At 64.1% G+C, this 23,091-nt stretch carries 20 protein-coding genes and 1 pseudogene; 12 read left to right on the top strand and 9 right to left on the bottom strand.

Annotated features, from left to right (window positions below):
- Positions 1 to 9: 9 nt before the first annotated feature.
- The 6 genes from C4901_RS02030 to csm6 form a co-directional block, all read right to left on the bottom strand.
- Positions 10 to 1,149, bottom strand: coding sequence for a type III-B CRISPR module-associated Cmr3 family protein (locus tag C4901_RS02030; protein WP_110135915.1), 1,140 nt, complete (start codon positions 1,147 to 1,149; stop codon positions 10 to 12).
- Positions 1,146 to 4,217: a type III-B CRISPR-associated protein Cas10/Cmr2 gene (gene cas10, locus C4901_RS02025; RefSeq protein ID WP_168185491.1), complete on the bottom strand. Its 3,072-nt coding sequence runs from the start codon at positions 4,215 to 4,217 to the stop codon at positions 1,146 to 1,148. Before cas10 ends, C4901_RS02030 begins: the two co-directional genes overlap by 4 nt.
- A gap of 3 nt (positions 4,218 to 4,220) precedes the next feature.
- Positions 4,221 to 5,291, bottom strand: a complete 1,071-nt coding sequence (locus C4901_RS02020) for a hypothetical protein (RefSeq protein WP_110135914.1) — start codon at positions 5,289 to 5,291, stop codon at positions 4,221 to 4,223.
- Between the two features lie 63 nt (positions 5,292 to 5,354).
- Positions 5,355 to 6,719, bottom strand: a complete 1,365-nt coding sequence (locus tag C4901_RS02015; RefSeq protein ID WP_110135913.1) for a DUF2130 domain-containing protein — start codon at positions 6,717 to 6,719, stop codon at positions 5,355 to 5,357.
- A 373-nt stretch (positions 6,720 to 7,092) separates the two neighbouring features.
- Positions 7,093 to 8,139 (bottom strand): CRISPR system precrRNA processing endoribonuclease RAMP protein Cas6, encoded by a 1,047-nt coding sequence (gene cas6, locus C4901_RS02010; protein WP_110135912.1) that lies wholly within the window; start codon positions 8,137 to 8,139, stop codon positions 7,093 to 7,095.
- A gap of 290 nt (positions 8,140 to 8,429) precedes the next feature.
- Complete coding sequence (csm6, locus tag C4901_RS02005; protein WP_110135911.1) at positions 8,430 to 9,566, bottom strand: CRISPR-associated ring nuclease Csm6; 1,137 nt, start codon at positions 9,564 to 9,566, stop codon at positions 8,430 to 8,432.
- Here csm6 and C4901_RS17440 point away from each other — a divergent pair.
- The 7 genes and pseudogenes from C4901_RS17440 (at position 9,555) to C4901_RS01970 (ending at position 13,576) form a co-directional block, all read left to right on the top strand.
- Complete coding sequence (locus C4901_RS17440; protein WP_168185490.1) at positions 9,555 to 9,707, top strand: hypothetical protein; 153 nt, start codon at positions 9,555 to 9,557, stop codon at positions 9,705 to 9,707. The two genes, csm6 and C4901_RS17440, sit on opposite strands and share 12 nt — an antisense overlap.
- A 201-nt stretch (positions 9,708 to 9,908) precedes the next feature.
- Entirely contained in the window at positions 9,909 to 10,316 is a 408-nt protein-coding gene (locus C4901_RS02000) for a nucleotidyltransferase family protein (protein WP_145960592.1), read from the top strand.
- Positions 10,313 to 10,778: pseudogene (locus C4901_RS19065) on the top strand (HEPN domain-containing protein). The gene C4901_RS02000 and the pseudogene C4901_RS19065 overlap by 4 nt, the downstream one beginning before the upstream one ends.
- A gap of 250 nt (positions 10,779 to 11,028) precedes the next feature.
- Complete coding sequence (gene csx16 / locus C4901_RS01985) at positions 11,029 to 11,325, top strand: CRISPR-associated protein Csx16 (protein ID WP_110135908.1); 297 nt, start codon at positions 11,029 to 11,031, stop codon at positions 11,323 to 11,325.
- Positions 11,322 to 12,467: a Card1-like endonuclease domain-containing protein gene (locus tag C4901_RS01980; RefSeq protein ID WP_168185488.1), complete on the top strand. Its 1,146-nt coding sequence runs from the start codon at positions 11,322 to 11,324 to the stop codon at positions 12,465 to 12,467. Before csx16 ends, C4901_RS01980 begins: the two co-directional genes overlap by 4 nt.
- A gap of 502 nt (positions 12,468 to 12,969) precedes the next feature.
- A complete protein-coding gene (locus C4901_RS01975) occupies positions 12,970 to 13,185 on the top strand; it encodes a type II toxin-antitoxin system VapB family antitoxin (RefSeq protein WP_110135906.1) in 216 nt (71 codons plus the stop codon).
- Positions 13,172 to 13,576 (top strand): PIN domain-containing protein, encoded by a 405-nt coding sequence (locus C4901_RS01970; protein WP_110135905.1) that lies wholly within the window; start codon positions 13,172 to 13,174, stop codon positions 13,574 to 13,576. Before C4901_RS01975 ends, C4901_RS01970 begins: the two co-directional genes overlap by 14 nt.
- A 927-nt stretch (positions 13,577 to 14,503) precedes the next feature.
- Here C4901_RS01970 and C4901_RS01960 read toward each other — a convergent pair.
- The 3 genes from C4901_RS01960 to C4901_RS01950 form a co-directional block, all read right to left on the bottom strand.
- Positions 14,504 to 15,724 carry an ATP-binding protein gene (locus C4901_RS01960; protein WP_110135903.1) on the bottom strand — a complete coding sequence of 407 codons (1,221 nt, stop codon included), beginning with the start codon at positions 15,722 to 15,724 and terminating at the stop codon, positions 14,504 to 14,506.
- Between the two features lie 465 nt (positions 15,725 to 16,189).
- Positions 16,190 to 17,146, bottom strand: a complete 957-nt coding sequence (locus C4901_RS01955; RefSeq protein WP_110135902.1) for a cation diffusion facilitator family transporter — start codon at positions 17,144 to 17,146, stop codon at positions 16,190 to 16,192.
- Positions 17,143 to 18,171: a CDP-6-deoxy-delta-3,4-glucoseen reductase gene (locus tag C4901_RS01950; RefSeq protein ID WP_110135901.1), complete on the bottom strand. Its 1,029-nt coding sequence runs from the start codon at positions 18,169 to 18,171 to the stop codon at positions 17,143 to 17,145. Before C4901_RS01950 ends, C4901_RS01955 begins: the two co-directional genes overlap by 4 nt.
- A gap of 195 nt (positions 18,172 to 18,366) precedes the next feature.
- Between C4901_RS01950 and C4901_RS01945 the strand changes: the two genes are divergently transcribed.
- The 5 genes from C4901_RS01945 to mutM are packed head-to-tail and all read left to right on the top strand — an operon-like array spanning position 18,367 to position 23,065.
- Complete coding sequence (locus C4901_RS01945) at positions 18,367 to 19,308, top strand: ABC transporter ATP-binding protein (protein ID WP_110135900.1); 942 nt, start codon at positions 18,367 to 18,369, stop codon at positions 19,306 to 19,308.
- On the top strand, positions 19,305 to 20,060 hold the full coding sequence (locus C4901_RS01940; RefSeq protein WP_110135899.1) for an ABC transporter permease: 756 nt from the start codon (positions 19,305 to 19,307) through the stop codon (positions 20,058 to 20,060). Before C4901_RS01945 ends, C4901_RS01940 begins: the two co-directional genes overlap by 4 nt.
- Positions 20,057 to 21,385, top strand: a complete 1,329-nt coding sequence (locus C4901_RS01935) for a GldG family protein (RefSeq protein ID WP_110135898.1) — start codon at positions 20,057 to 20,059, stop codon at positions 21,383 to 21,385. The genes C4901_RS01940 and C4901_RS01935 overlap by 4 nt, the downstream gene beginning before the upstream one ends.
- Complete coding sequence (locus C4901_RS01930; RefSeq protein ID WP_110135897.1) at positions 21,382 to 22,263, top strand: hypothetical protein; 882 nt, start codon at positions 21,382 to 21,384, stop codon at positions 22,261 to 22,263. The genes C4901_RS01935 and C4901_RS01930 overlap by 4 nt, the downstream gene beginning before the upstream one ends.
- A complete protein-coding gene (gene mutM / locus C4901_RS01925) occupies positions 22,247 to 23,065 on the top strand; it encodes a bifunctional DNA-formamidopyrimidine glycosylase/DNA-(apurinic or apyrimidinic site) lyase (RefSeq protein ID WP_110135896.1) in 819 nt (272 codons plus the stop codon). The genes C4901_RS01930 and mutM overlap by 17 nt, the downstream gene beginning before the upstream one ends.
- Positions 23,066 to 23,091 lie beyond the last annotated feature (26 nt).

The raw sequence follows: 23,091 nt of genomic DNA, 5'->3' as shown, positions 1-23,091 counted from the left end.
GTCCTTTTATCAATAAGCGGCAAAAGTCAATCGATTGAACCCTTCGGCGCGACGAGTCACATCCTCGCACGGTTCACCCCATAAGCCCCGCTCGACAAGATTGTGTAGCGCCTCCGGCGTGGCGTCGAGCTCCGCCAACCAGTACACGCTGCCAGCGGGCACTGCCCGCCGGGCGGTCTTGGGCTGCCAGTTCGCGAGATCCCATCCGGAGACGACCTCAAAGCGCGGCACGGCGGCACAGGTGAGACGTGCTCGCACGCCGTGGAGTTCGAAGCGATAATCACCCTCGGCTATTTGGGAAACACCCGTGGGCAACCAGCCCCCTTCGAAAATACCCGGTGTCGTGAGTACAAGACGACAACGGCGGGCGGCGGCGATAGCGGCAAAATCCGACGCTTCTCGCGGCCCCTCGGCGAGCGACACTGCTGCGGCTCCCCCATCCCCACCCAGGCGCACGGTACCTTCCGTTGGCGGTTCTGCGCCCGCGACAGAGGCGAGAAAGCCCACACCCGCACACATCGCCAGCGCCTGCATGGAAAACAACCGGCCATCGGAGGCTCGACGAGTACTCGCCTCAAGCCCCACACCCACGCGGTGATCAAAAGACCACAGCGTAGTCGATTCTACGAGCTCGCTTGTTTCCGGCACTGTCCCGGCAAGGTATTTCTTCCAGCCCGCTTCCGTAAGCCAATAGCCCGTTGCGGGCTTGCGCCGCTCGTGTTCGCCGAGCACAGGCAGGAAAGCTAGCGGCGCCGAGGAGTGCAGTCCGCCGGCTGGCACCGTGGGCTTAAGTAGGCGCACGGCCGCCGGTTTCCTCACGTCATTCTCGAATATCACGAGGTCTGCGGGAGGAGCAATCAGCAACTCCACAACACCGTCTGATTTCTTTCGCGCCAAATGGAAAGCCGTGACGGTGAACGAGCCCGGTTCCTCCGGTGAGCCAAGCGTCGGGTGAACGATCTCCCCGCGCGCAAAGGCCGCCAAGTCCACGTTTTTGTCCTCTGCCAACATGCGCGATCGCAGCGCGCCCGCCACCACCGACGGCCATGGCGGCACCAACGCTTCACCAAAGCTGCCTGGGTCGCCGAACGCTTTGTTACCACGCAGGAAAAGCACATCCAGTGGTTCGAGAAACACGCTCTGACTCATGCTGCGTCCTCCCGGCCCCTTGCCGCCTCATGCCCATTGCCGCTGCGGGTCTCGCGCGCGAGAAATTCGGCCACGGTAAGGAAATTTTCCAGCCATTTCAGGCGGTCCTTGGGCTGCCTGGTGGTTAATGCGGCCATACGCGCCGCCAATGTAGGCACATCGTGCGTTTTCCGTACTTTCTGATTTTCTCTTGCTTGGATCTGACGATCAAACTGATAGGCAATCAACGATTCCAACATGCCCGGTGATTCGTTCGGGTCGGGTAGATCATGCAGCCATTCAAGCGTGTTATATACGGCGCGGCGCGAGACGCCCTCAGTACGCAGGAATGCGATCAAAGCGTTGAGAAGCGCTATCGGCTCACCCCATTTTTCGGTAAGACGCAATGCCCCGCCGGAGCGTTTAATGACGGTGATGCTAAACGCGTCGCGCCCACCCTCGTTTTTGGCGCGCTTTTCCGCGGCGCGCAGCTCGCGCATCACCGCACTCAGGGGCGCTTGGTGATGGGCAATGACGGCCCCGCAGCTGGCGGTGGCATTGCGGCCCATCATGCGCATGAGCTGAAGGCGCTCTCTGTCGCCATGTCCCGCCTTGATGGCGGCAAAACCGTTTTGCAGGGTTAAACCGTGCCACACACCGCCCTCATGGTCCGGATCGATACCCGAGTAGGCGTGACGCAATCGCTGCATGGCGGAGAGCATGTCGGCTACCGGCAGCATGGCCAGCACGTCATCGCCGCCGGCGTAAATCACCCGTCCGAGGTGCTCCTCCTCCACCACGTGGCGTACCACCGTCTGCGAGAAATCGTTCAGTGCGCCGGAGATAGCTAGGTGCCGATTGGGCGAGATGGGGCGTTTTTGCGTGCCGTAACGGCGAATGAGCTCTTGCCTCGCCGCATGTTCGTCGAAGCCTTTTTGTACCTTGGGATGGAGGCTTTCGCAAAAGCGGATTGTGTTATTTTCGTCTCCTGAGAGAATGGCGCCCATGCGGTCGCCGTCCATCATGATCAGGGCGTAGTAGGCTTCGAGCTTGATTTCTTTTTTATCGGCTGAGCCCCGCGCCAGGGCCTGACGCACCTGTCGCGTCACCCCCTCGTAAGCCTCATTATCTTCGCTGTCGCGCTCACGCGCCGCCTCAAGGAGTCCAGGGATGCGCTTGGCCCGCTCGATCGCCACCTTGTTTTTATGCCGCATGAGTCGGCGCGGCAGGGCTACGCTCTCGGCCTCGTCCGTATTTAGGTCACCGGTAATCAGGCCACCATTCTCCACCCACCGGTCGAGCTGATGCGCCAATGCCATGGTGTGCGTGGAGACAACGAACCGGCCGCCGGGGCTCCGGTTACCTCCCTCGCCAGCCCGCAATGCCTCGCGGACTTCCTCGGCAAAGATTGTAGGCCACAGCCGCTTGATAGCCGCCAGAGCGCCCAGGTGTTCGCCCTTCCTGGCCCAGGCCGGCTTGTGCGTTGACACGCGCGTCCATAAGGTGTCCTTGCGACTGCCAGGCGGTATGGCAAGCTGCGCGAGGTCCGTGGTTAGCCACTCCCCTTCGCCGGTGAGCGAGCAGCGCCAGCCTTTTTGTGAGGTTTGGCCGAAAGGGCGTGCGGCCTTGGCGGCGGCCATCACTCGCTCGGCCAAGTCGTACACGGCCGGATAGAGGACTCCGGGGTTGGGCGCAAAAAACGTCGTGTTGTCGCCCCAAGCAATGTCCTTTTGCAGCACCTGCCAGGCGGGCGTGTCAAGGAAACCATGGGGCTTGCCTTGGCCCCCGCCGAAGAACGGCGCCATCGCCTCGGACAGGGTCGCGACATCCAGGTCGGTTTGCTTTTCGATATTACGCGCGCGGATAAGCGAGAATGGAACGGCCGCCCAGTGCACTTCAGGGAAGCCTTCGAGCTGATTCTTCATCTGCTCGTAAGGCGTGGCCGTCTCACCATCGAGACCTGCGACATCCAATAGACGGGAAACTACATCATCGCCCGTATCTCGCAGCCACTCGCGCACCGCCCCCGTCACCTGTTGGGCGATCTGCCGGCTCTGGCTTGCGGGAACCACCGCAACGAAACGATTGGGCAGCGCCGCGGAAAACAGCGGGTTGGCATCGGTTGCGCTTTGCAGCCATTCGCAGCGCTCGAACAATTTATCGGGCAAGTCCATTTGATCACGCAGCCAGAGGTCGACCTGCGGAATGCCACGGAGGCGGGGAAACAGGACGGCATCCGGGCCGAGCGATTCGCAGACCGGGCGCATGGCCTCCCAAGCAAGACGCGAGAGCAGGTGCGACCCGGCCCATAGGTCATCCATCTTGCGAGCGGCGGCAATGAAAGGCTGCACCGGGCCGATGGATACGGCCAGCAGCGCGATCTCACCCTCGGCATCGGCAGCGAAGGCGCCGGCGAAGGCGGATGTCAGGTCGAGATGATCCCAGATCGAATGATCGGGGATACGGGTGTCGGCGGGCAACAGTTTCCATAGTTCGCCGAGCTTGCCGAAATCTTCATCCTCCGCGAGGTCCGGGCCGAAGCGCCAGAAGGCCAGCAAGGCCTTGCGCAAGTCCTGTGGGGCTTCAGCCTGCGCACCCAACGTGGCCAGGATTTGCGAGAAATGCGCGAAGCTACGCTCCTTGATGTCATGAATGTCCGTTTCGCTAAGGCCGCCTGGTAGTTTGTACTGCTCGCCGGTCAGCGGGTGAATCAGGACAGGGTCTTTCGCCCAGCGCACTTGGGCCCAGTCGGCCACCTTGAGCGTCTTTCGGTTGCCGCTTGCCGTCGTGACGGTGATTTCCTGCATCGGCCACTGCGGTCGATCAGCGGCAGCCGCCCACCAGTCGGCGCGCTGGACGTGGCGATAGATGGAAAGCGGCAGGCCTTTCTTGAAAATCACCCGCGATAACACTTCTTCGTTGTCCGGGTCGATGTGCTCTGGCGGCTGGTCGAGTCCGAGCAGTCGCTTCAACGCATGCGACGTGCCACCTTCATGCCCTTCCGGATCACGCAGCAGCACCAGCGCTTTTTCCGCGGGGTCGTGAATGCGGGCAGCAAGTTTGGTTTTCCAAATCATATCGTCGGACATGGTTTACTCCGGAATACGCGTCAGTTGCTGCCCGGGGTCATCGAGAAAGGCATGCACTCGTTGCCAGACATTCTCAATGGTCCGCCGGTCGGGCTGGAACGCTGCAGGTGGCAGGTGCGGAACATGGACAACCACTCCGATCACTTTTCCGTCGACGGTGGGGCGCGCCTTAAAGCGAAGAGCGTTCGGAAGGCGCGCGCTGCCATCCCAAGCGGACGTCTGGTGTCGTGTGATTGGGTAGGATAGCCAGTGTCTCGACAGCGGCGCCCGGTGCGGTGGGCGATCATTAGGAAACCTGAATTGTGTCCGTAGACCGATTTTGATCTCGGCGAGCTTTTTCATGAGATCTTTCCAGTCATTGGACATCTGTGTTTGCCAGATTAGCGCTCGTTCGTCTTGGCCGATGGCGCAGGGCCAGTCCGTGTTCAGGCACATTGTCCACTTTTGGAGAGGAGCAGAATGCCCTTCCAGGGCCTTCTTTGATTCTTCGTTCTCCGGTTCGAGCGAGAGCGAACCCCAACCATTGCGGCTACGGCCACCCAGAGTGCCATAGTGGTGCATCAACCAAAGGGCGCGGCCGATGCGTGATTCGTTGTCATCCGGTACGGCAAGCGAGATCCTTGCAGATTCACCCGCTTGTATGGCGGCTTTGGCCTTGAGCTTCGGCTGTCGTTCGCCTCGTGGCAACGTCAAAGGGCCGTAGCCCAGGTAGAGATCGCTGCCCACTGCCTGGTGAACTTCGGGGTGCAACACAGAGGGCAGCCCCTGCCAGCGAATCAACTTGCCTATACCCCAACGATCCAGCCTCATGCGTACCTGGCTCTTGCGTGCTGCAACCTTGTTGCCTTTATCATCGTGGTCGCTCTCTAGCCAGGCATGGCCAAATAACAGCCCCTCCTCCTGCCGCATATCAGCAATATCCACGTCAAAATTGTGATCCGCGGCATACGCCACCCGCCACCACTGCCGCAGCAGTGCCTTGAATGGCGGCGTCCGCCACTGGCCTGCCTGTTCAGCGTTACCAAGGAATGCGGGGGTGATAAACCGGACCGTGTATTCGAGTTTCTTCATCATATACTCTCCACGGAGTAATTATTGTCGTGCGCGGCGCCTTTCCGTTGCCTGACAAACTTGCCGTTACGCATCGTTGTCCTTCAAAAGCTCGACGTCGTCGAGCGCAAGTGCTGGGATTTCGGGTAGTTGCGAGCCAATGATGCCGGCGAGCGCCCCGTACATGCCGGTGGTGCTGCCGATAACGCGCTCGATCTGCTTTTCGCGCTCCGCCCAGTGTTTCATCATGGCGCGACGCTCCCGGTCGAGCTGCCCGCGCATGGCGGTGAAGGCCTCGACGATGGTCTCCACGCGGTGGCGGAATTCATCGCCGGCCAGATAGGCATAAAGCATCTCCATCTTCTCGTTCTTGCCCTGCGAGGCGGCGCGGGCAAAGGCGACCTGCTGGAGCTGGTCACGCAGGGCCACGGCAAGCGCCGGGTAATGGGTGAGATCGCACACCCACACGCCGTCCATCCGCGCGAAGCCGCGCACGCCGTCAGGCAGGGCGACACTCACAAGAACGGCAAGGGCGGCGCCCGCCGCGCGCTGGTCGGCCTTGAGCTTGTCGAGCCACGCGGCCTGCCAGTGCTTGGTGTTCTTGACTTCCCAGACCAGCGCCCCGCAGGGGTTGAAGGCCCCATCGCGTACCTCGTGAATGAGGTCCGCGCCGCTCATGCCCTTGGGAACAGGGCGGATCGCATCCTGCGGAAACTGGCGCTCCAAGGCCTCCTGGATATCGATCTCCAGGACCTCGCCCTGCATCTCCTGTGAACCCTGCTCGCTCTTGCGCTTCAAATCGTCGATGACCTGCTTCATGCCATCGATCTGCTTTTCTTTTTCCTTGAGCTTTAGATCCTGCTCCTGCCCCAAGGTATGACGCACGACCTGCTCCCACTCGGCCTTCTTGGCACCCAACTGCCGAGCCACCTCGAGATCGAGTTCCCGGGCACGGGCCTCCAGGGCCTCGGCCTGCTGGCGCAGGGTGAATTCGGCTTTCTCGGCGATCTGACGCTTCCCTTGCTCCTCGGCAAGCCGCGCCTCCAGACGCTCGCGCTCGAGCGCGGCATCGGTCTTTGCCTTGTGTTCGGCCTCGGCAAGCCGGGCCTTCAGGGTGGCCTCGGTCTCACGCCGCAGCCGCTCCTCGACCTCGAGCCGTGCCCGTTCCACGACCTGGGCCTGGGCACGCTTAAGTTCCTGGGCGTTTTTTAACGACTCGATCTCGCGGGTCTCGGCCGCATGGGCCTTCTGGCTCGCACCCTCGAGAAGCTGGTTCAAGGTCTCGATCTGCGTGGACACCGCGTGCTCGGCGTGCGCCCGCGCCTCCGCAACCGCGGCCTTCAGTCGCGCCTCATGTTCGGCCTCCAGCCCCGCATGCCACTGCGCGGTGAGCGCCTCGCTCAAGGGAAATTGATTCCCGCAATGCGGGCAGGTTACCAGGGTGTCGGTCATGGCGTCTTACTCTCCGCGGTCGGAATAGAGGCCATTGTCGCACCCGGCGGATACGCGCCGCCGGCCCCGCAAACTTGCCGAGCTAACCGGCGACCGGACCTCTCATGCGCCCCCCAATCCCCGCCTGGACCGGCGCATCGGTTGCGATTGACTACTCTCTTGCCTTTTGTGGGTGATGCGGAGGAATCGCGGCGCATGCCCCTTCGGGAAAAGAGGTCGCGAGCGGCCGGCACGCCGATATCCCTGATTTTGCGGAAACGACACACCTGAGAGAAATGCGGGGGGTGCGCCGCCACACCCTGGATTCCCGTGCGCCTCCCGGCCCCCGACCACGGGTCGCATCCGTGAAGCGCAACGAGGAGGGCGCGTGGCTTCATGGTGACTCGCTCATCCGGCGCCCATGATATTCTTGCGGGTCCAGGGTATCCGTCACGGCGATGCGGTAGCCTCCAAAGCCCATGGTCGTCAGATGGCCGGCATGAACCCACTGTCCGAGCCATACATAAGGCCATAAGGCGGCCGGCATGTCGCCCGGTAAGACCGCCACACCGACAATGCCTCCGATACGCATCAGTGCCTTCTGGCGCGAGGAGTAACGCCCCTCCTCCTTCCAGTGAAGCTGTCGTTCCCCCAACTCCACGCGACGCGCCAAGGCCATGAGCGCCGCAAAATCAGTTTCGAGCGGCGCCTCCCCATGAAACTCCATGAGCATCGAGATGCGCCGCAACAGGCTTCCGAAGAGATCGGCGAACGCGAGCGCTTCGGCGGCGACAAACCGGCCTTCGCGCTTGACGCGCAAGGGGGTCTCGAAGATCAGGCTTGCACCCGATAAAGGCATGGCGAGGTTGTCTGGGGTCTTTGGTCCTGCCGCGGACAGGGCCTCGCCCGGCGCGTAGATGCGCGCGCCCGGCGCGCTGGGTCCGGCCATGGACTCCTGAACCACTTCGGCAAGCACCAATCGGCCGCGACCGCGCCCGATGCCATGCTCGGCGCCCCGCGTGAGGGCATGGATCAGATACGGGAGGTGCTGGTTGCCGCGCCCGACGAGGGTCAGACCGATGGCCACGGCCTGCCCGGGGGCGATGTTCTGACCATCGCAACCGCGGGTGTCCAGGATGTAGGGGTGCGGCACGGTGCGGTAGCGGCGCATCTTGCGACTTGCGCGCGGCGGCGGTGTTTCGAAGATGTAGGGGTAACTGCAGGAATACTGGAGAAGACAGCCGGCACACACTGGCGCGCGTGTCACACATACGGTGCGCTTCAAGGCATGCCCCAGAACACCCCTCCAGGCCGACCCGGCCATCGCCGGAAACACCACCGCGTCCTCCGCGACAAACGAGAAACGGTAGCGCGCGATCGGTAGCACCGGGACTGGGAATCGCGCGGATTCCGCCTCTTTCGGCGACAACGTCGTGCTCATCCCCCCTACCTTATGAATTTATAATTCGAGCGGCATTATCGAGGCGATACGCCCAATAGGCATACATTAGTCTCAGGGGCCGACGGTCGCAAGGACCGGGGCCCATAATACGGTCACATCCCTGAAACCACATGCGCAAGCGCGGCATCCTGCGTCCCGATACCGCCCATGGGCCGCCGGGGGCTGGACCTCGCGGGGTGGAGGCGCTGGCCGGCGCCTCCGACGGACGGGGTCCTTTCGCATGATATTCACGGTGCGCGAGAACGTTCGGCGCGGCCGCAAGGCCTTCGTCACTCCCAACCTCGTCTCTCGATCTGATCGGGGGACAGTGGCAAGCGATAGCGCCGCGCGCCCCGCGCGCCTTCCTGCTGGATCAGATAACGCTCCGCGGCAGCCTCGGTCAACGCCTCCCGGAACGCGCCCTTGATGCGACTCAAATGCGGCTCGAAGTAGCGGCCGATCGCGTCGGGGTCGCCCTTGCAGGTCGCAAGCGCCCTTTCGGCCCTCTCATAGGCGCCGCCGGCCGTACCCAGCATCCTTCCCAGACCATCCAGGAATTCGCCGGGCGCCTCCGGATCATCCCATCTCACGTCCGGGATACCGTCACAGACGCGCGAGGCAAACCACGACAAGACCGCGATCTCGGTCGGTTTCAGGGGGATGGGCTCATCATCCGCCCAGACACCGCCCTCGCCTGGCGCGAGCACCAGCCGTGGCGGGAGGGTGGCGCGCGCGGCCGCCGTCACCGCCGCGGAAAAGGTGATATGCCCCTCCGACAACCGTCGTGGCTGCCCCATTCGTAACCGTACGAACGGGATGTCGGCAAGATCGATCACGGCATTGCGGCAGTCGTAGGCCACATCCTTACTGCCCTGGGTCACATGGACCGCATGCTCATAGGGTGTCGGGTAATAGAAATCGCGGTTGTTCTCGTAAGGCGCGCTGACAAGGACATGCGACAGCCGGTCCTGTTCGCGACCCAACAAGGACAGGGCGTATCCCAGGTAATAGCCCATGGTCTTGCGGCCGCCGGCGATCGAGACGTGTAAGGCGCTATTGGCATCGGCGGTAAGATCGCGGACCTGTTCGGTGATGAAGTCGGCGGCGCGCGTGTTGTCCTCGGGGCTACGGATATCGTCCATGGCCTCGCCCGTGGCCGTGGGTATGACCAGGATATTCTCGGGCCCGAAGGCGATCTCGGGCAGGTGATAGTCGGCGCGCAGGCGGTGGAACCAGCCGATCTGTTGCGACAGGAGATTGAGGCGAGCGTGCTCGGCCCCCTGACGGGTCGTGATGATGCGCACCTCGGTCGGCACAAAGGGGTCCGTCGCCTGCGCGGCAAGGGCATACAGCGTTTCGGTCAGGACCTGGGGCGAAAGCCCGGTCACGGCAAGCAAGATGCGGCGGGGATAGTCATGAGGTTTCATGACGCTATTGTCGTTCACGCGGATATCCTGGTGTTGAACGGCAAGATTGTGAGCGGCCGGGGCAAGTCGGGCAAGGCGGCCTCCAGCCAAGACCGGGCCGCCAAGACCCCGTACATCCGACAAATGGCGGGCGAGGGCTGATGCCGACCGAATCACGTGGCGGTGGCTTAGGTCTCGGCCGCCGGCCCGTGGTGGGCCAATCATTCCGGCTCGTGTTTTCCGAGGGGGCTGGGCCCATTTCGACATCCCGGATGCCGACCCACGTCGCATACACCCGCGGACGTGTATGGGTTTGGCCGCGCCGCCGTTGCGTACGGCACGCGCCGGCGCGATACTGCGGTTATGAGCAAAGGGCCCCCGGACACGATTGGTCTTCCGGCACGCGACCGTCACGCGCTCGTGGGGCGCGCCCGCGCGCATTCTCGGATCCTACGGGATGCCTGTAGGACCCGCCTTGTCCCCCCTTTGGCTGCGGCCCTCGAGGCCAAGCGCATCTGGCTGTTTGGTTCGGTGGCGCGTGGCGAGGCGACGGAAGGGTCTGACGCGGACATCCTGGTCGAGGTCGGGGACCGGATAGCTCGTGAGCGTTTCCTGGATCGTATGAGCCTGGCTTACGCCGCGCGGCACGTCGCGCGACTGCCGTTCGAGTGCGATATCGTGCCGCTCTCCTCCGAGGAGATCGCAGAGAAGCTGCGATCCGGGAACCCGTTTTTCCGCGATCTGTGGGCGGAAAAGGACACCCTCGCATGAGCCTATCCGACCAACTGAAAGACAGCGCCCGCTGGTTCGACGCCGCGCAAGACGATGGGGAGGCCGCTCGGATTCTGGCCGAGCAGGGCCTGTATGCGGCCGCCTGCTTCCACGCCCAACAAGCCCTCGAGAAGGCGTTCAAGGGGCTGTTGGCGGCCAACGGCCCGATCCCGAAGACCCATTCCCTAGAGGAACTTTCCACCATGGCGCCGATTGAAGGGGGGGTGGGAGGAACAAGAGGTGATCAAGCTCGACCGCTTCTATCTAACCGCCCGATATCCCGATGCCCTGCCGAGCGGCTCCACGGCGCGCAAACATTTCACGCAGAAAGATGCCGAGGAGGCCATTGCCATAGCGCGCGGCGGCATGGATATCCTGTCGCGCTGGGCGGTATCACTCGGCGTGCCGCTCACCATCGGCCAACGTTCCGCGAATCCCATGACCCATAAAGAGCCGAAATAACTGTCCCGGTTCGCCATGAGGTCCGGGCCCCTGTCGCGCACGGCATTGGTCGCGACTTTGCGGGTTCGTCGTGTACGACCAAGAACCAAGCGCGGTCGTGGCAAGCGGGATGGGGCAAGGATCGTCATGCGGTTTCAGGGGGCCATTGTCGTTCACGCGGATACCTCATGTGAATCGGCAAGATTGTTGGAGAGGCGAGGCCGCGCCTCACGCGCTATGCTGATGCCCAGCACATAACGGATACGGACCCATGACGACGTACTTTGTAAGCCGACACCCCGGCGCCCGGCACTGGATAGCGCGGCAGTCCCTGTCTATCGACGCGATGATCACGCACCTGGATGTCACCGCCATCCGGCAGGGGGACACGGTGATCGGCTCCCTGCCCGTGAACCTCGCCGCCGCCGTCTGCCAAGGTGGTGCGCGCTATCTGCATGTATCGCTCGCGTTGCCCGCCGCGGCACGCGGTCGGGAGCTCACCGCAGATGAGATGGAGGGATGCGGGGCGCGTATCGAGGAATACCAGATCCTCAGGGTCTCGTCATGAAAGCGACCACACATGTGCTGTTGATATCCGACCAGGCCGCGCCCAATCTGCTGGCCGCCCTTGACCCGGACCTGAAACCCAAGGAGGCCGTGCTCGTCACCTCGCGAAAGATGCGCCGGCGTGCGGAAGCCCTGGGAGGCGTACTGCGCGATGTCGGCATCACGGTGGAAACCGTCAACCTGGATGACGAACATGACTTCGCGGGCCTCGAAGCGGCGCTGCTCGATATCGCGGGCGTCCGCAATGGCCCATCGGTCGCCCTCAATGTGACGGGCGGGACCAAGCTCATGGCCTTGGCCGCCAAATCCGTCGCGGACACCGCAAACTGGAGCGTCTTTTATGTCGACGTCGACACAGACGAGATGATCGTACTGGGTCAGGGTAGACCTACCCGGCGCAAGCTCTCCGAGCACCTCCGACTCCGCCACTATCTCCGCAGCTATGGCTTCGAGATCGAAGGGGATATCGCACGCCGCGGCCTCGAACCACGCCACCGTGAGCTGTTGCAAACCCTCATAATCCAAGTGGGCCGGATGGAGCAGGCCTTGGGCCAGCTCAATGGGCTCGGCCAGGACTGCGAGAACAAGAGGGCCCTTCGGACCGGGCTTTCACCCACGCAGCTCGACAATCCCGATCTCAACGCCCTTCTGCGGAATTTTGAGGGGGCCGAGGTCCTCAGGGTCACGGGAGATACGCTTCAGTTTACGAGCGAGGCGGACCGCGCGTTTGCGTGCGGGGGCTGGCTTGAACAATACATGTACGACGCACTGACCGAGGCCCACGGCGAATTGGGGGTCCGCGACAAGGCCAGCAACCTGACGGTCGCGGACGGAAGCGGCGTCAAAAACGAGATTGATGTGGCCTTTCTGGCCCGTAACCGCCTCTTTATGGTCGAATGCAAGACCGCGCGCATGGACAGGCCGGAATCCCCCAAGGCCAACGAGACGCTGTTCAAGCTCTCGGAGATCAGCAAACGCGTGGGTGGTCTCGGGGCGCGCGGGATGTTGGCGACCTATCGCCCATTGCGCGAGAGCGAGCGACGCCTCGCGAATGCCTTGAACATCGAGGTGATATGCGGCGCGGAGTTGGCGCAAACGCGGGAACGGCTCAAGCGCTGGGTCGGACCACAGGTCGGGTCCTGAACAGGCCGGGGGCCCAAACGGTATCGGGCCCCGTCAGCGGAGGGGGCGCGTCTGGACCATGCGCACCTCTCCTACCTTCGTGCCCATATCACGGCATGAATAGCGGCCGACGGGAAAGCCGCGACCAGCATGACGACGGTGAACGGTCGGGGCAGGCTCGCACGCGCATGTGCGAGACCATCGTCCGTCCGATCCCCGGCATATCTGCGCATGACGGGCCGGGAGACCGCACCCCGATGTCGACGCGATTGCCCGGCTCAAGACGCTCCCCATGCGCGGCCGGCGCATAGCCCTCACCCCGCAGGCCCGCAGGAACGACAAGGAGACGGCCGCCAGGCGGTCTCCAAAGGGCACAGCGTCGGTGCCGCGGTAACCATGGTCATATCGCAAGCTTACCCGATTTCTGAGTGATGCAAAGGGCGCCCTCCTGGGCATGCGGGCTGCTTAAGTAAGTATTGCGGCCGACCATACGACGGGCTACGATACACCTTAGGAGGTGTATATGCGTACCAATATCGTGCTCGATGACCGCTTGATCAAACAGGCCATGCGTCTTGCCAAGGTCAAAACCAAGCGCGAGGTGGTGGATCTTGCGCTGCGGGATTTCGTCGCCCGCGGCAAGCAGCGGGATGTGCTGGAACTCATCGGTCAGGGCCTGATCGCGCCGGATTACGACGTGCGCACGGTCCGGCGGGCGATGAACCGTGATCCTGGTTGATTCGACGGTCTGGATCGATTTTCTACGCAAACAGCGGACGACGCCGACGGCCATACTCGAACGTTTGCTCGAACTGGGCGAGGCCGCGGTGACACCGGTCATCGTCCAGGAGATTCTCCAGGGCGCGACTGATGCTTCGAGCTTTGAGCGGCTACGTGCGCATTTTCTCCCGCTGCCCTTGCTGAAAACCCGGTCAGGCGCTGCGACGCATGTCGCAGCGGCCGAACTGTATGCCCGCTGTCGCTGGGCTGGCATCACGCCGCGCAGTCCCCACGATTGCCTGATCGCCATCGTCGCCGTGGAACACGACGTGCCGCTCTTGCATGACGACCGGGATTTCGAACACCTTGCCGAAATGGAACTCAAGCTCAGGCTTATCCCGAAGCGGTGATCGAGCCGCGCGCCGGAGGCGGCGGGCCGGTCGTGTTCTGCTTTGAGGATCGTGGCGGCCACAGCCTATCCTATCGAGAGTGGTGTGTCGTTCGGGCGCAAAGCCGAAACTCTCAATAGTGGCCGGAATCCGGCGGGCATGGCTCGCGCCAGACTAGGGACGACCGCAAGCTTCATTCCCCGTCCTCCAGCCGCGCCGCCTATCTCCAACGCCGATGGCACCGAAAGGCCCTGGCCGTGATACCCGCCAGAGCGCTGTCCATATTGGGCGTGCCCGCAATGGCGTATTCGATCTACTTCTCGCGCTCGGTCCAGCGTTTCATTATGTGGCGCGCGTCCACGAAAAGATCGCCATGAGCCGCACCGATACGCTACACAAGTTGGGAGCCGCCCCGGTTAACCGCTTTGATGGGGTGTGCGAAAGACCTTGATCTGCGTGGCTCTGTTGCGAATGGCGATTCTCTTGCCTGTGACGGGGACGGGCGGCATGGAGAAATCGCGGCGCGGCCTGCAGGCGAAAGGGCCGCGAAGCACCTGCGCACAGATAGCCATGCCCTTGGGCAAGATAAACCGGGCCGAGGCGGCCGCCATGCACCCAGCAGATAGCGAATACGGGTCACGGCGGTGGCATGACACAGCGGCGGCCCGAGACGTTGGTCCTCACCCTGGGTCAACGAACCCCCTGGCACGCGTTTTCCGAGGAGTTCTGGACCTCCTTCGGCAATCCCTGATTGGTCTGCCTGCCATACGCCCTCCCGGAAGCGCACAGCGTCTGGTCACGCCGCCGTTGCGTACGGCAGCCGATATTGCGACCATGAGCAAGGGGCCCGAAGACATGACAAGCCGTCCGGCACGCGACCATCCCAGGCTCGTGGCGCGCACCCGCGAGCGTTCTTCGGATCCCGCGGGATCCCTGCATGGCCCGCCTCTAACCCCATAGGGACGACAAGGGCACGGCCGCCAGACGGTCTCCAAAGGGCACGACGTCGGTGCCATCATACAGCACGACACCGTAGGCGAATCGGTGTTGGCATGCCGGAGCCAGGATGCGCAGGCCATTGAAATCAGCCGACCTTACGGTCGCCGATGCCTTGACCTCAATGGCGGCGATGAGGCCGTCGTCGCGCTCCAATACGATATCGGCTTCGCGCATCTGATGGTCGCGAAAATGATAGGGCGTAAGGCGCAAATCGGACGCCGCCGTAAGCTTTAAGATCTCGGAGAAGACGAAGCTTTCGAGCAGTGCGCGGAACGCGTCGCGATTCCCCTTCAGGCGCGCCAGGGTGAGCCCGCGCACGGTGGCCAGCACGCCCGAATCCAGAAAATGCAGCTTGGGTGTCCTTGTGATCCGTTTCAATGTATTCGCATACCAGGGCGGCAATGTGGCCACGAGGAACAGCTGCTCGAGCAATGCCGTGTAGCGCTGACCGGTCTTGTAGCTGACACCAATGCCGGCACCCAGTTGTGAGTAATTGATTAACTGCGCCGAATGCTCACCCAGCAACCGCGCAAATCTCGGCAGTTCCGTCAGCCTCTCGACCTCGGCGATGTCCCGCAGGTCTCGCATCAAGATCGACGTCAGGTACGACCGGGCCCAATCCTGGCGCCGGCGCTCACTGTCACGGCTTAAAACCTCGGGAAATCCCCCAATGAGAACGAGCTGCATGAGATCATCGCTCAAAACCGCCTGACGATCACTTTGTAGGGTCCCCGCGAACAGACGAGCCAGGAACGTCGATAGCCGTCCGAATATTTCGGTGCGGGACAGCGGCAACAAGCGGATGGTCTCCATCCGGCCGGCCAGGCTGTCTGCCACGCGCGGCACGGTCAGGACGTTGGCTGAGCCTGTCAGTAAGAAGCGTCCGGGACGGTAATCCTCGTCAACCGACTTCTTGATCGCGAGCAGCAAGTCCGGGGCGCGCTGGATTTCGTCGATGACAACGCCGTCGAGTCCCCGAACGAAGCCGGCCGGATCAGACCGCGCCGCGTTGAGGACAACGGGGTCGTCGAGAGTCCTATAGGCCCGTCCCGCCGCTCCGATCTTTCGGACAAGCGTGGTTTTGCCGGCGCGGCGCGGACCGACAACGAGTACGACGGGCGTATCGGAGAGGGCTTCCTTCACCCGCTGTTCGACCAATCGCTGGTACATGGGCCCTTACCCCAAAGAGCGAGGAGTCTATACGCTGACGATTAGAAGTCTACGCATTGACGATTAGAAGTCATCGTCTTGATGGTGAGAAGCCGGCGGCTTGGCGATGAGAGGCGAGTCGCGGGGCGAGAGAGGCGCGACGGGATCGATGCGAGGGACGCCGGTCGCTATCCGCCGTGCGCTCCCGAGGAATGTCCAGGGGCGCAGAGGGACGAGGCGGCCCGGCCGACCGGCCCTTTATCGGTCGGGATAAACCCCTATACCGGCATCGAGAGGGTTCGGAGGCCGCCATCCAAAGGCCGCCTCAAACCCTTCACCGCAATCATGCCCAAGGGGGGACGGCGGCGTAAGGGCGGGTCACCCGACGGCCCTCGCTTGCAGTGCCCCCGGCGATCCGGAAACTCGCACCTGCGCCGCGCCGTCGTTCGCAATCAAGGGACGGCCCTTGACCGGCGGGGGTGACTTTTATGAGGCTCGGGGGTGGATGGGGATGACCGGGCGGCCATGGGTGAGGGCTACGTCCAGGACTTCGGGCTGCAGGGTCACATGATCGATGTCGAAGCGCTCGCGCAGAAGGTCCTGCATGGCGGCGAGCAGCCCGCGCCAGTGATCGAGGTCGTCCACCACCACGTGCGCGGACAAGGCCATGGTCCCCGACGACAGGGTCCAGATATGCAGATCATGCACGGATATCGTACCCGGGACCTCGGCGAGCGCGCGGCCGACGGCGCGCAGGTCGAGGTGGCTTGGCACGCCCTCCATGAGCACATTCAAAGTCTCACGCAATAGCTGCACGGTCGAGTACAGGATGAGTCCGGAGATCACGAGCGACAAGATCGGGTCGATCGGGTCCCAGCCCGTGAAGTAGACCACGGCGCCGGCCACCAATGCCGCCGCCGACCCCAGCAGATCCCCCAGTACATGGAGGATCGCGCTACGGGTGTTCAGCGTGTGGCGCTCGCGGCTCAGGGCATAGACCACGCCGCCGTTCATGAGGATGCCGAGCGCGGCCACCGCCATCACCGCCCCGCCGGCCACCGGTTCCGGATGCTGAAGGCGGCGCACGGCGGCGATCACGATCGCGGTCACGACCGCGAGAAGCACGAGACCGTTCACGAAGGCGACGATGATCTCGGTGCGCGCAAAGCCGTACGAGTGGCGCGCCGACGGCGGCCGGCGTCCCATCCACACCGCAAACAGCGACAAGGCGAGCGCGAGCGTATCCGACAGCATGTGGCCGGCATCACTCAAGAGCGCGAGCGAGTGCGCCATGAGTCCGGTACCGGCCTCGATCACCGCGAAGGCCGCGGTCAGCGCGAGCGACATCCACAGGCCGCGTCCCTCGCGCGGGGCCTCATGGCCGTGATCATGATCGTGGGCCTCGTGGTGATGATGCCCGTGGTGCGCGTGAAGGCTGCTCATGGCGACGGCACGGGATCCCGGGCGTACTCGAAGGCATCATAGAAGAAGGCGTCTGCCGGCAGACCCCTCGATGCCAGCACGCCCTTGGCCGCCTCGATCATGCGCGGCGGTCCGCTGCCATAGACCTCGAAACCCGAGAGCTCCGGCCAGTCGGCGGCGACCGCCTCCTGGACATAGCCTGTTCGCCCCTCCCAGGCATCTCCGGAACCGGGCCGCGACAGCACGGGGGTATAGCGGATATGCGCATGTTCGGCCGCCCATCCGAGCGCGAGATCATGGAGATAGAGATCGGCGCGCGTGCGCGCGCCCCAATAGAGGTGCAAGGGGCGCTTGCCTCCCTCGGCTATGCTCTGTTCGACGATCGCCTTGATCGGCGCAAAGCCGGTGCCGGCGGCCATGAGGATCACGGGCTTGTCGGAGTCGTTGCGCAGAAAGAAGGTGCCGAGCGGTCCCTCGAAGCGCAACAGCGCGCGCTCCTGCATGGTGTTGAAGACGTGCCCCGAAAACAGTCCGCCCGGCACATGGCGGATGTGCAGCTCCAGGAATTCGTCGGCGGCCGGGCTGTTTGCGATCGAGAAGCCGCGGCGGCGTCCGTCCTTCAAAAGGATATCGATGTATTGGCCGGCCAGATACTGGAGCCGCTCGTTTTGCGGGAGCTTCAGGAAAAGCCGCATGACATCCGGGGCGAGCTTCTCCATGCGCGCCACGCGACACGGCAGGGTCTTTATGATGATGTCCTTCGCGACCCCGATCTCGCGCGCCTCGATCACGACCGGGCCCTCGGGGACCGCGCGACAAAAGAGCGCGAGCCCGGAGGCCTTCTCGGCCTCGCTCAGGGCCTTGGCCTCGTAGGGCTGATGGGTCACGGTGCCCGACAGGACGCGTCCCTTGCAGGTCCCGCATGCGCCATTGCGGCAGCTGTAGGGCAGATGGAAGCCTTCGCGCACGGCGGCCTCGAGCAGCGTCTCTCCGGGGGCGGTGTCGAACTCGTGACCGCTTGGCTCGATTCGGACTTTCACGGACATTGATCCCTTGGTAACGAAACCGGATGGTATTGTCGCCAAAAGCGCGCGGCGGCGAAAGGGCGGTCACACCCAAACGCACCCGGGACACGGGAAAATACCGCTCGTCGGTATCGGCGGACATCGCCCGCGCTCCGTTGACAAAAAGCCGCCCTCGGCCTTTAATGCCGCCTATGAGAGCGGGACCAAGGTGAGATCATGAGCAATCCCGAGGTCCTCGTCGAGACCGACGCGGTCACGCGCTTCTACGGGCGCCACGCGGCGGTGTCGGACATGAGCTTTGTGATACGTCGCGGTGAGGTGCTGGGCTTTCTCGGTCCCAACGGCGCGGGCAAGACCACCACCATGCAGATGCTGAGCGGCAATCTCGCGCCGTCGTCAGGCCGCGTCCTGATCGCCGGGCATGACATGCATGAGGCCCCCGAGAACGCCAAGGCACACCTCGGCTACCTGCCGGAATACCCGCCCCTGTACCGGGAATTCACGGTCGACGAGTATCTCGACTACGCGGCGGCGCTGCGCCGCATTCCGCGCAAGGAGCGGCGTGCCGCGCGCGAACGCGCCAAGGCGCGCTGTGGGCTCGGTGATGTCGGCGGGCGGCTTAGCGCAAATCTGTCGAAGGGCTTTCAGCAGCGCGTGGGGCTCGCGCAGGCGATCATCCACGATCCGGACGTGGTCATACTGGACGAGCCGACCGTGGGTCTCGACCCCATCCAGATCCGCGAGGTCCGCGCACTCATTCGCGAACTCGGCCGCGAGCACGCGGTGATCCTCTCGACACACATCCTGCCGGAGGTGCAGGCGAGCTGCGACCGCGTACAGATCATCCATAAGGGCCGGCTGGTGCTAAGCGAGGACATCGATACGCTCATGGCGCGCATGGAATCCCAAGCACTCATCGCCGCGTTTCGCAAGACCCCGGACCTGGATGCCATCGGCAAGCTCGCGGGGGTACGCTCGGTGGCGGCGGGCGATGATGGCCGGGTGCGCATCCTCCACGAACCGGGCGCCGATCCGACCGACGCGATCGTGCGGCTGGCCATAGAGCGGGACTGGGGGTTACGCGAAATCAACCCCGAGCATTCCACGCTCGAATCAATATTCGTGGAATTGACAGGCGAATCGCCGGAGGCGGCATGATACGCACCATCGCCTGGCGCGAGTGGCGCGCGCTGTTTCTGTCACCGCTTGCCTTCGTCATCCTCGGGGTCACGCAGATCATACTTGCGCGATTGTTCCTTGGGCATGTGAACTTGTTTCTCATGATAGAGGGGCGGCTCACCACGCTGCCGAACGCGCCCGGCCTCACGACGCTTGTCGCCACCCCCTTGCTCGGCAACGCCGGCGTCCTGCTTTTGCTCATCACGCCGCTTGCCACCATGCGGCTTATCGCCGAAGAGCGTCACAACCGGACCTTGACGCTTTTGTATTCCTCGCCCGCGTCCCTTACCGAGATCGTGCTCGGCAAATATTTCGGCATCCTGGGCTTCTACGCGGTCATCATCCTCATGAGCCTTGCCATGCCGCTGTCCTTGCTCATAGGCGGCGGGCTCGATTGGGGGGCATTGGCCTGCGGCCTCGTGGGACTCGTCTTGTTCGCGTCGAGCCTCGCCGCCATCGGGCTTTTCATGTCGACCTTGACCCGCCACCCGGCGGTCGCGGCCATGGGCACCTTCGGGGTCGTGTTCTTTCTGTGGATCGTCGACTACGCCGGACACGGACGCGGCGCGGGCGGCGCACTCGTGGGCTACCTCTCGATCGTGAACCATTACGAGCCCTTTCTGCGCGGACTCTTCGACACCTCGAATGTCGCCTACTATCTGGTGCTGACGGCGACCTTTCTCGTCTTTAGCGTGCGCCGGCTCGAAACCGACCGCCTGGGGACACGATGAACTGGGATCGGGCGGCAACCGCCGGCGGGCGCGGACTCTTTGTGGTGCTGTGGCTCGTGGTGGCGGCACTCGCGCTGTATGCCGCGGCCCGTTTCCACTATGTGGCGGACTGGACGGCCAACGGGCGCAACAGCTTGAGCCGGCCAAGCGTGCGTATCGTGCGGTCGCTGCATGCCCCGGTGGAGATCGAGGCCTTTGCCCATGGCGCGCGGATACGGCGAGGGCTCGATGCGCTCATCGCCAAATACCGGCGAGTGGACTCGGGCATCCATCTGAAATTCGTAAACCCCGACAAGCACCCGGCCCTGGTGCGCCGCCTCGACATCGGCTTCAACGGAGAACTCGAGATCCGCTACCTGGGGCGGCAGGCCCTGGTGTCCGCGCCCTCGGAGAGCGGTATCACGAATGCGCTGGCGCGGCTTGAACGGACCGGCATCCGTCGACTCACCTTCCTCACCGGAAACGGAGAGCGCGGGATACAGGACCGATCCGGACTCGGCCTGTCGTCATGGGCAAGAGAGCTGCGTGCGCGCGGCTTTACCGTCACATCCGCCAACATCAGCGGCCACGCGCTTTCGCCGCGGACCCAAGGGGTCGTGGTCATCGCCGACCCGCGCGTACGCTTTCTGGCAGGCGAGATCAAAACGCTTCAAGGCTTCGTCAAGACCGGTGGCAGCCTCCTTGTCATGCTCGAACCGGGTCATGCCGAAGGCCTCTCGCCGCTCCTTGCGCGGCTTGGCGTGCGCCTGCGTAAAGGTTATGCAGTTGATCCGGCCTCGAGCCTGCTCACCGGCGCAAGCCCGGACTTCATCGCCATCCGTCACTACCCGAACCTCGGGCCGGTGCGCGGCATGCATCTCGTAACGGTGTTCCCGACCGCCGCGGCGCTCGTCCTGGAACCGGTTCATGGCCTGAAACCCATCCCCATCCTCGCGACCGGCGCCGACGCCTGGACCCAGGAGGCGCGGCTCGCGGGCCTAGTGTCGCCGCCACGTGGCACCACACCCTCGGCGCTCACCATCGGCGCGGCCCTCGAGCGCCCGTATAAAAACGGGAAGCAGCGCCTCGTGGTCCTGGGCGACAGCGATTTCGCCGCCAACAGCTACGTCGGCGAGGGCGGCAACCTGGCGCTGGCGATGAATCTCGCCAACTGGCTCGCGCACGACGACGCGTTCATCAATCTCCCCAACCGCGCCTCCCCGGACCTGACCCTGACCCTCACAAGCGCCGAGGAGGATGTCATCGCCTTTGGATTCCTGCTGGTGCTGCCGGTGCTCTTGCTGGGGGCTGGCGCGGCGGTCTGGTGGCGGAGACGGCGGCTATGAGCCTCACGAGACGGGGCCTTGCCAATATCGGGCTCCTGGTCGTGGCGGGCGTGCTCGCCTGGGTGCTGTGGGCCCGGCCCGGACCGCGGCCGGCGGCGCCAACCCCGCCGCTTGCCCCGATCAAAGGCGCGGCCATCACCGATATCACGATCACGCGTCCGGGCCGGCCGACGATCCGATTGCGGCAGGCGGCGGGACGCTGGCAGCTCGTGCGGCCCTTCAAGGCCCGTGCCGCGCGCTTTCGGGTGGAGGCCCTGACCGACATCGTCGACGCCAGGCCGCACGACCGCTTCGCGGCGCCGAGGAGACCGCTCGGCGCCTTTGGTCTGGCCCCGCCGCAGGCGATCGTGACCTTGAATCACAGACGCATCCTCATAGGCAGGCGCCGGCCGTTTGGGGACCTCCGTTATGTCTTGACCGGACACACCATTGCCCTGGTGCCGGCCGAGATCATTCATCCGCGCAGGCTTACGAGTGACAGCTTCTTGAGCACCCGGCTGCTTGGCGATCACATCCATCCGGTGGGCTTTGTGCTACCGCACCTGACCGTGACCCGCCATGACGGCATCTGGCATGCCACCCCGAGCCCCGCCCGGGTCTCCAATGACCGCATAAATGGCTTCGTGGATGCGTGGCGCTACGCGCGCGCCCTCTCGGTCACCCGCTACCATGGCGCCCCCGTGGCCGGACGCGTCGTCATCCATTATCATGAACGGGGCGCCGCCAGGACGCCGGCCCGCCATACGCTCGTCATCGACATCCTTTCGACCCATCCCGAGCTCGTGTTGCTGAGACCGGATCAGGGACTCGAGTATCACTTTCCGCAGGAGATCGGCGAACGCCTGCTCGCCATCGGCCCCGGTGCCCGAGCTTCCTGAGGTCGAGACCACCCGCCGGGGGCTCATCCCGTGGATGCGCGGGGCACGGATCGCCGATCTCGTGGTGCGCGATCGGCGCCTGCGCTGGCCGATTGCCCCCGATCTGGGCGAGCGCCTGCGCGGTCGCACGATCCGGGACATCGGCCGGCGCGGCAAATATCTGCTGGTGTGGCTCGACCGCGGGGCGCTGATCCTGCATCTGGGCATGTCCGGGAGCCTGCGGGTGGTGGGTGATGACGCGCCGGCCGGGCCCCATGAGCCCTTCGACCTCGTACTGGCCGGCCGTCCGCTGATCCGCATCCGCCTGCGCGACCCGCGCCGTTTCGGGGCGCTGCTCCATAGCGACGACCCGCTCTCCCATCCCCTCATCGCCACGCTCGGCCCGGAACCCCTCGAGGCGGGCTTCGACGGCCACTATCTGCGCGGGCGGGCCCGGGGACGGACCATCGCCATCCGCGACCTGCTCCTAAACGGCCATGTCGTCGCTGGTATCGGCAATATCTATGCCAATGAGGCGCTGTTCGAGGCCGGCATCCATCCGCGCCGGCCGGCGGGACGCATCAGCGCCGGGCGCTATGACGCGCTCGCCTGCGCCATTATCGCGGTCCTGTCGCGGGCGGTGTCGGCGGGGGGTACGACCTTGAAGGATTTCGCCGCAAGCGATGGGCAACCGGGATATTTTCAGCAGCAACTGCGCGTCTATGGGCGCGCCGGGGCGCCCTGCCCGCGGTGCGCGGCGCCGGTCGCGCGGCTCACGGCGGGGGCGCGCAGCAGCTATTATTGCCCGAGGTGTCAACACTAGCGGCGTCTTGGCCTATACTGTGCAGG

The sequence above is a fragment of the Acidiferrobacter sp. SPIII_3 genome (assembly GCF_003184265.1).
Taxonomy (GTDB): domain Bacteria; phylum Pseudomonadota; class Gammaproteobacteria; order Acidiferrobacterales; family Acidiferrobacteraceae; genus Acidiferrobacter.
This window is presented reverse-complemented; position numbering and strand designations above follow the sequence as displayed.

What these genes read in the sequence shown, in the direction of transcription:
- C4901_RS02030 (WP_110135915.1), bottom strand. Translation starts at nt 1,149, where the DNA reads ATGAGTCAGAGCGTGTTTCTCGAACCACTGGATGTGCTTTTCCTGCGT.
- cas10 (WP_168185491.1), bottom strand. Translation starts at nt 4,217, where the DNA reads ATGTCCGACGATATGATTTGGAAAACCAAACTTGCTGCCCGCATTCAC.
- C4901_RS02020 (WP_110135914.1), bottom strand. Translation starts at nt 5,291, where the DNA reads ATGATGAAGAAACTCGAATACACGGTCCGGTTTATCACCCCCGCATTC.
- C4901_RS02015 (WP_110135913.1), bottom strand. Translation starts at nt 6,719, where the DNA reads ATGACCGACACCCTGGTAACCTGCCCGCATTGCGGGAATCAATTTCCC.
- cas6 (WP_110135912.1), bottom strand. Translation starts at nt 8,139, where the DNA reads ATGAGCACGACGTTGTCGCCGAAAGAGGCGGAATCCGCGCGATTCCCA.
- C4901_RS17440 (WP_168185490.1), top strand. Translation starts at nt 9,555, where the DNA reads ATGAGGTTTCATGACGCTATTGTCGTTCACGCGGATATCCTGGTGTTG.
- csm6 (WP_110135911.1), bottom strand. Translation starts at nt 9,566, where the DNA reads ATGAAACCTCATGACTATCCCCGCCGCATCTTGCTTGCCGTGACCGGG.
- C4901_RS02000 (WP_145960592.1), top strand. Translation starts at nt 9,909, where the DNA reads ATGAGCAAAGGGCCCCCGGACACGATTGGTCTTCCGGCACGCGACCGT.
- csx16 (WP_110135908.1), top strand. Translation starts at nt 11,029, where the DNA reads ATGACGACGTACTTTGTAAGCCGACACCCCGGCGCCCGGCACTGGATA.
- C4901_RS01980 (WP_168185488.1), top strand. Translation starts at nt 11,322, where the DNA reads ATGAAAGCGACCACACATGTGCTGTTGATATCCGACCAGGCCGCGCCC.
- C4901_RS01975 (WP_110135906.1), top strand. Translation starts at nt 12,970, where the DNA reads ATGCGTACCAATATCGTGCTCGATGACCGCTTGATCAAACAGGCCATG.
- C4901_RS01960 (WP_110135903.1), bottom strand. Translation starts at nt 15,724, where the DNA reads ATGTACCAGCGATTGGTCGAACAGCGGGTGAAGGAAGCCCTCTCCGAT.
- C4901_RS01955 (WP_110135902.1), bottom strand. Translation starts at nt 17,146, where the DNA reads ATGAGCAGCCTTCACGCGCACCACGGGCATCATCACCACGAGGCCCAC.
- C4901_RS01950 (WP_110135901.1), bottom strand. Translation starts at nt 18,171, where the DNA reads ATGTCCGTGAAAGTCCGAATCGAGCCAAGCGGTCACGAGTTCGACACC.
- C4901_RS01945 (WP_110135900.1), top strand. Translation starts at nt 18,367, where the DNA reads ATGAGCAATCCCGAGGTCCTCGTCGAGACCGACGCGGTCACGCGCTTC.
- C4901_RS01940 (WP_110135899.1), top strand. Translation starts at nt 19,305, where the DNA reads ATGATACGCACCATCGCCTGGCGCGAGTGGCGCGCGCTGTTTCTGTCA.
- C4901_RS01935 (WP_110135898.1), top strand. Translation starts at nt 20,057, where the DNA reads ATGAACTGGGATCGGGCGGCAACCGCCGGCGGGCGCGGACTCTTTGTG.
- C4901_RS01930 (WP_110135897.1), top strand. Translation starts at nt 21,382, where the DNA reads ATGAGCCTCACGAGACGGGGCCTTGCCAATATCGGGCTCCTGGTCGTG.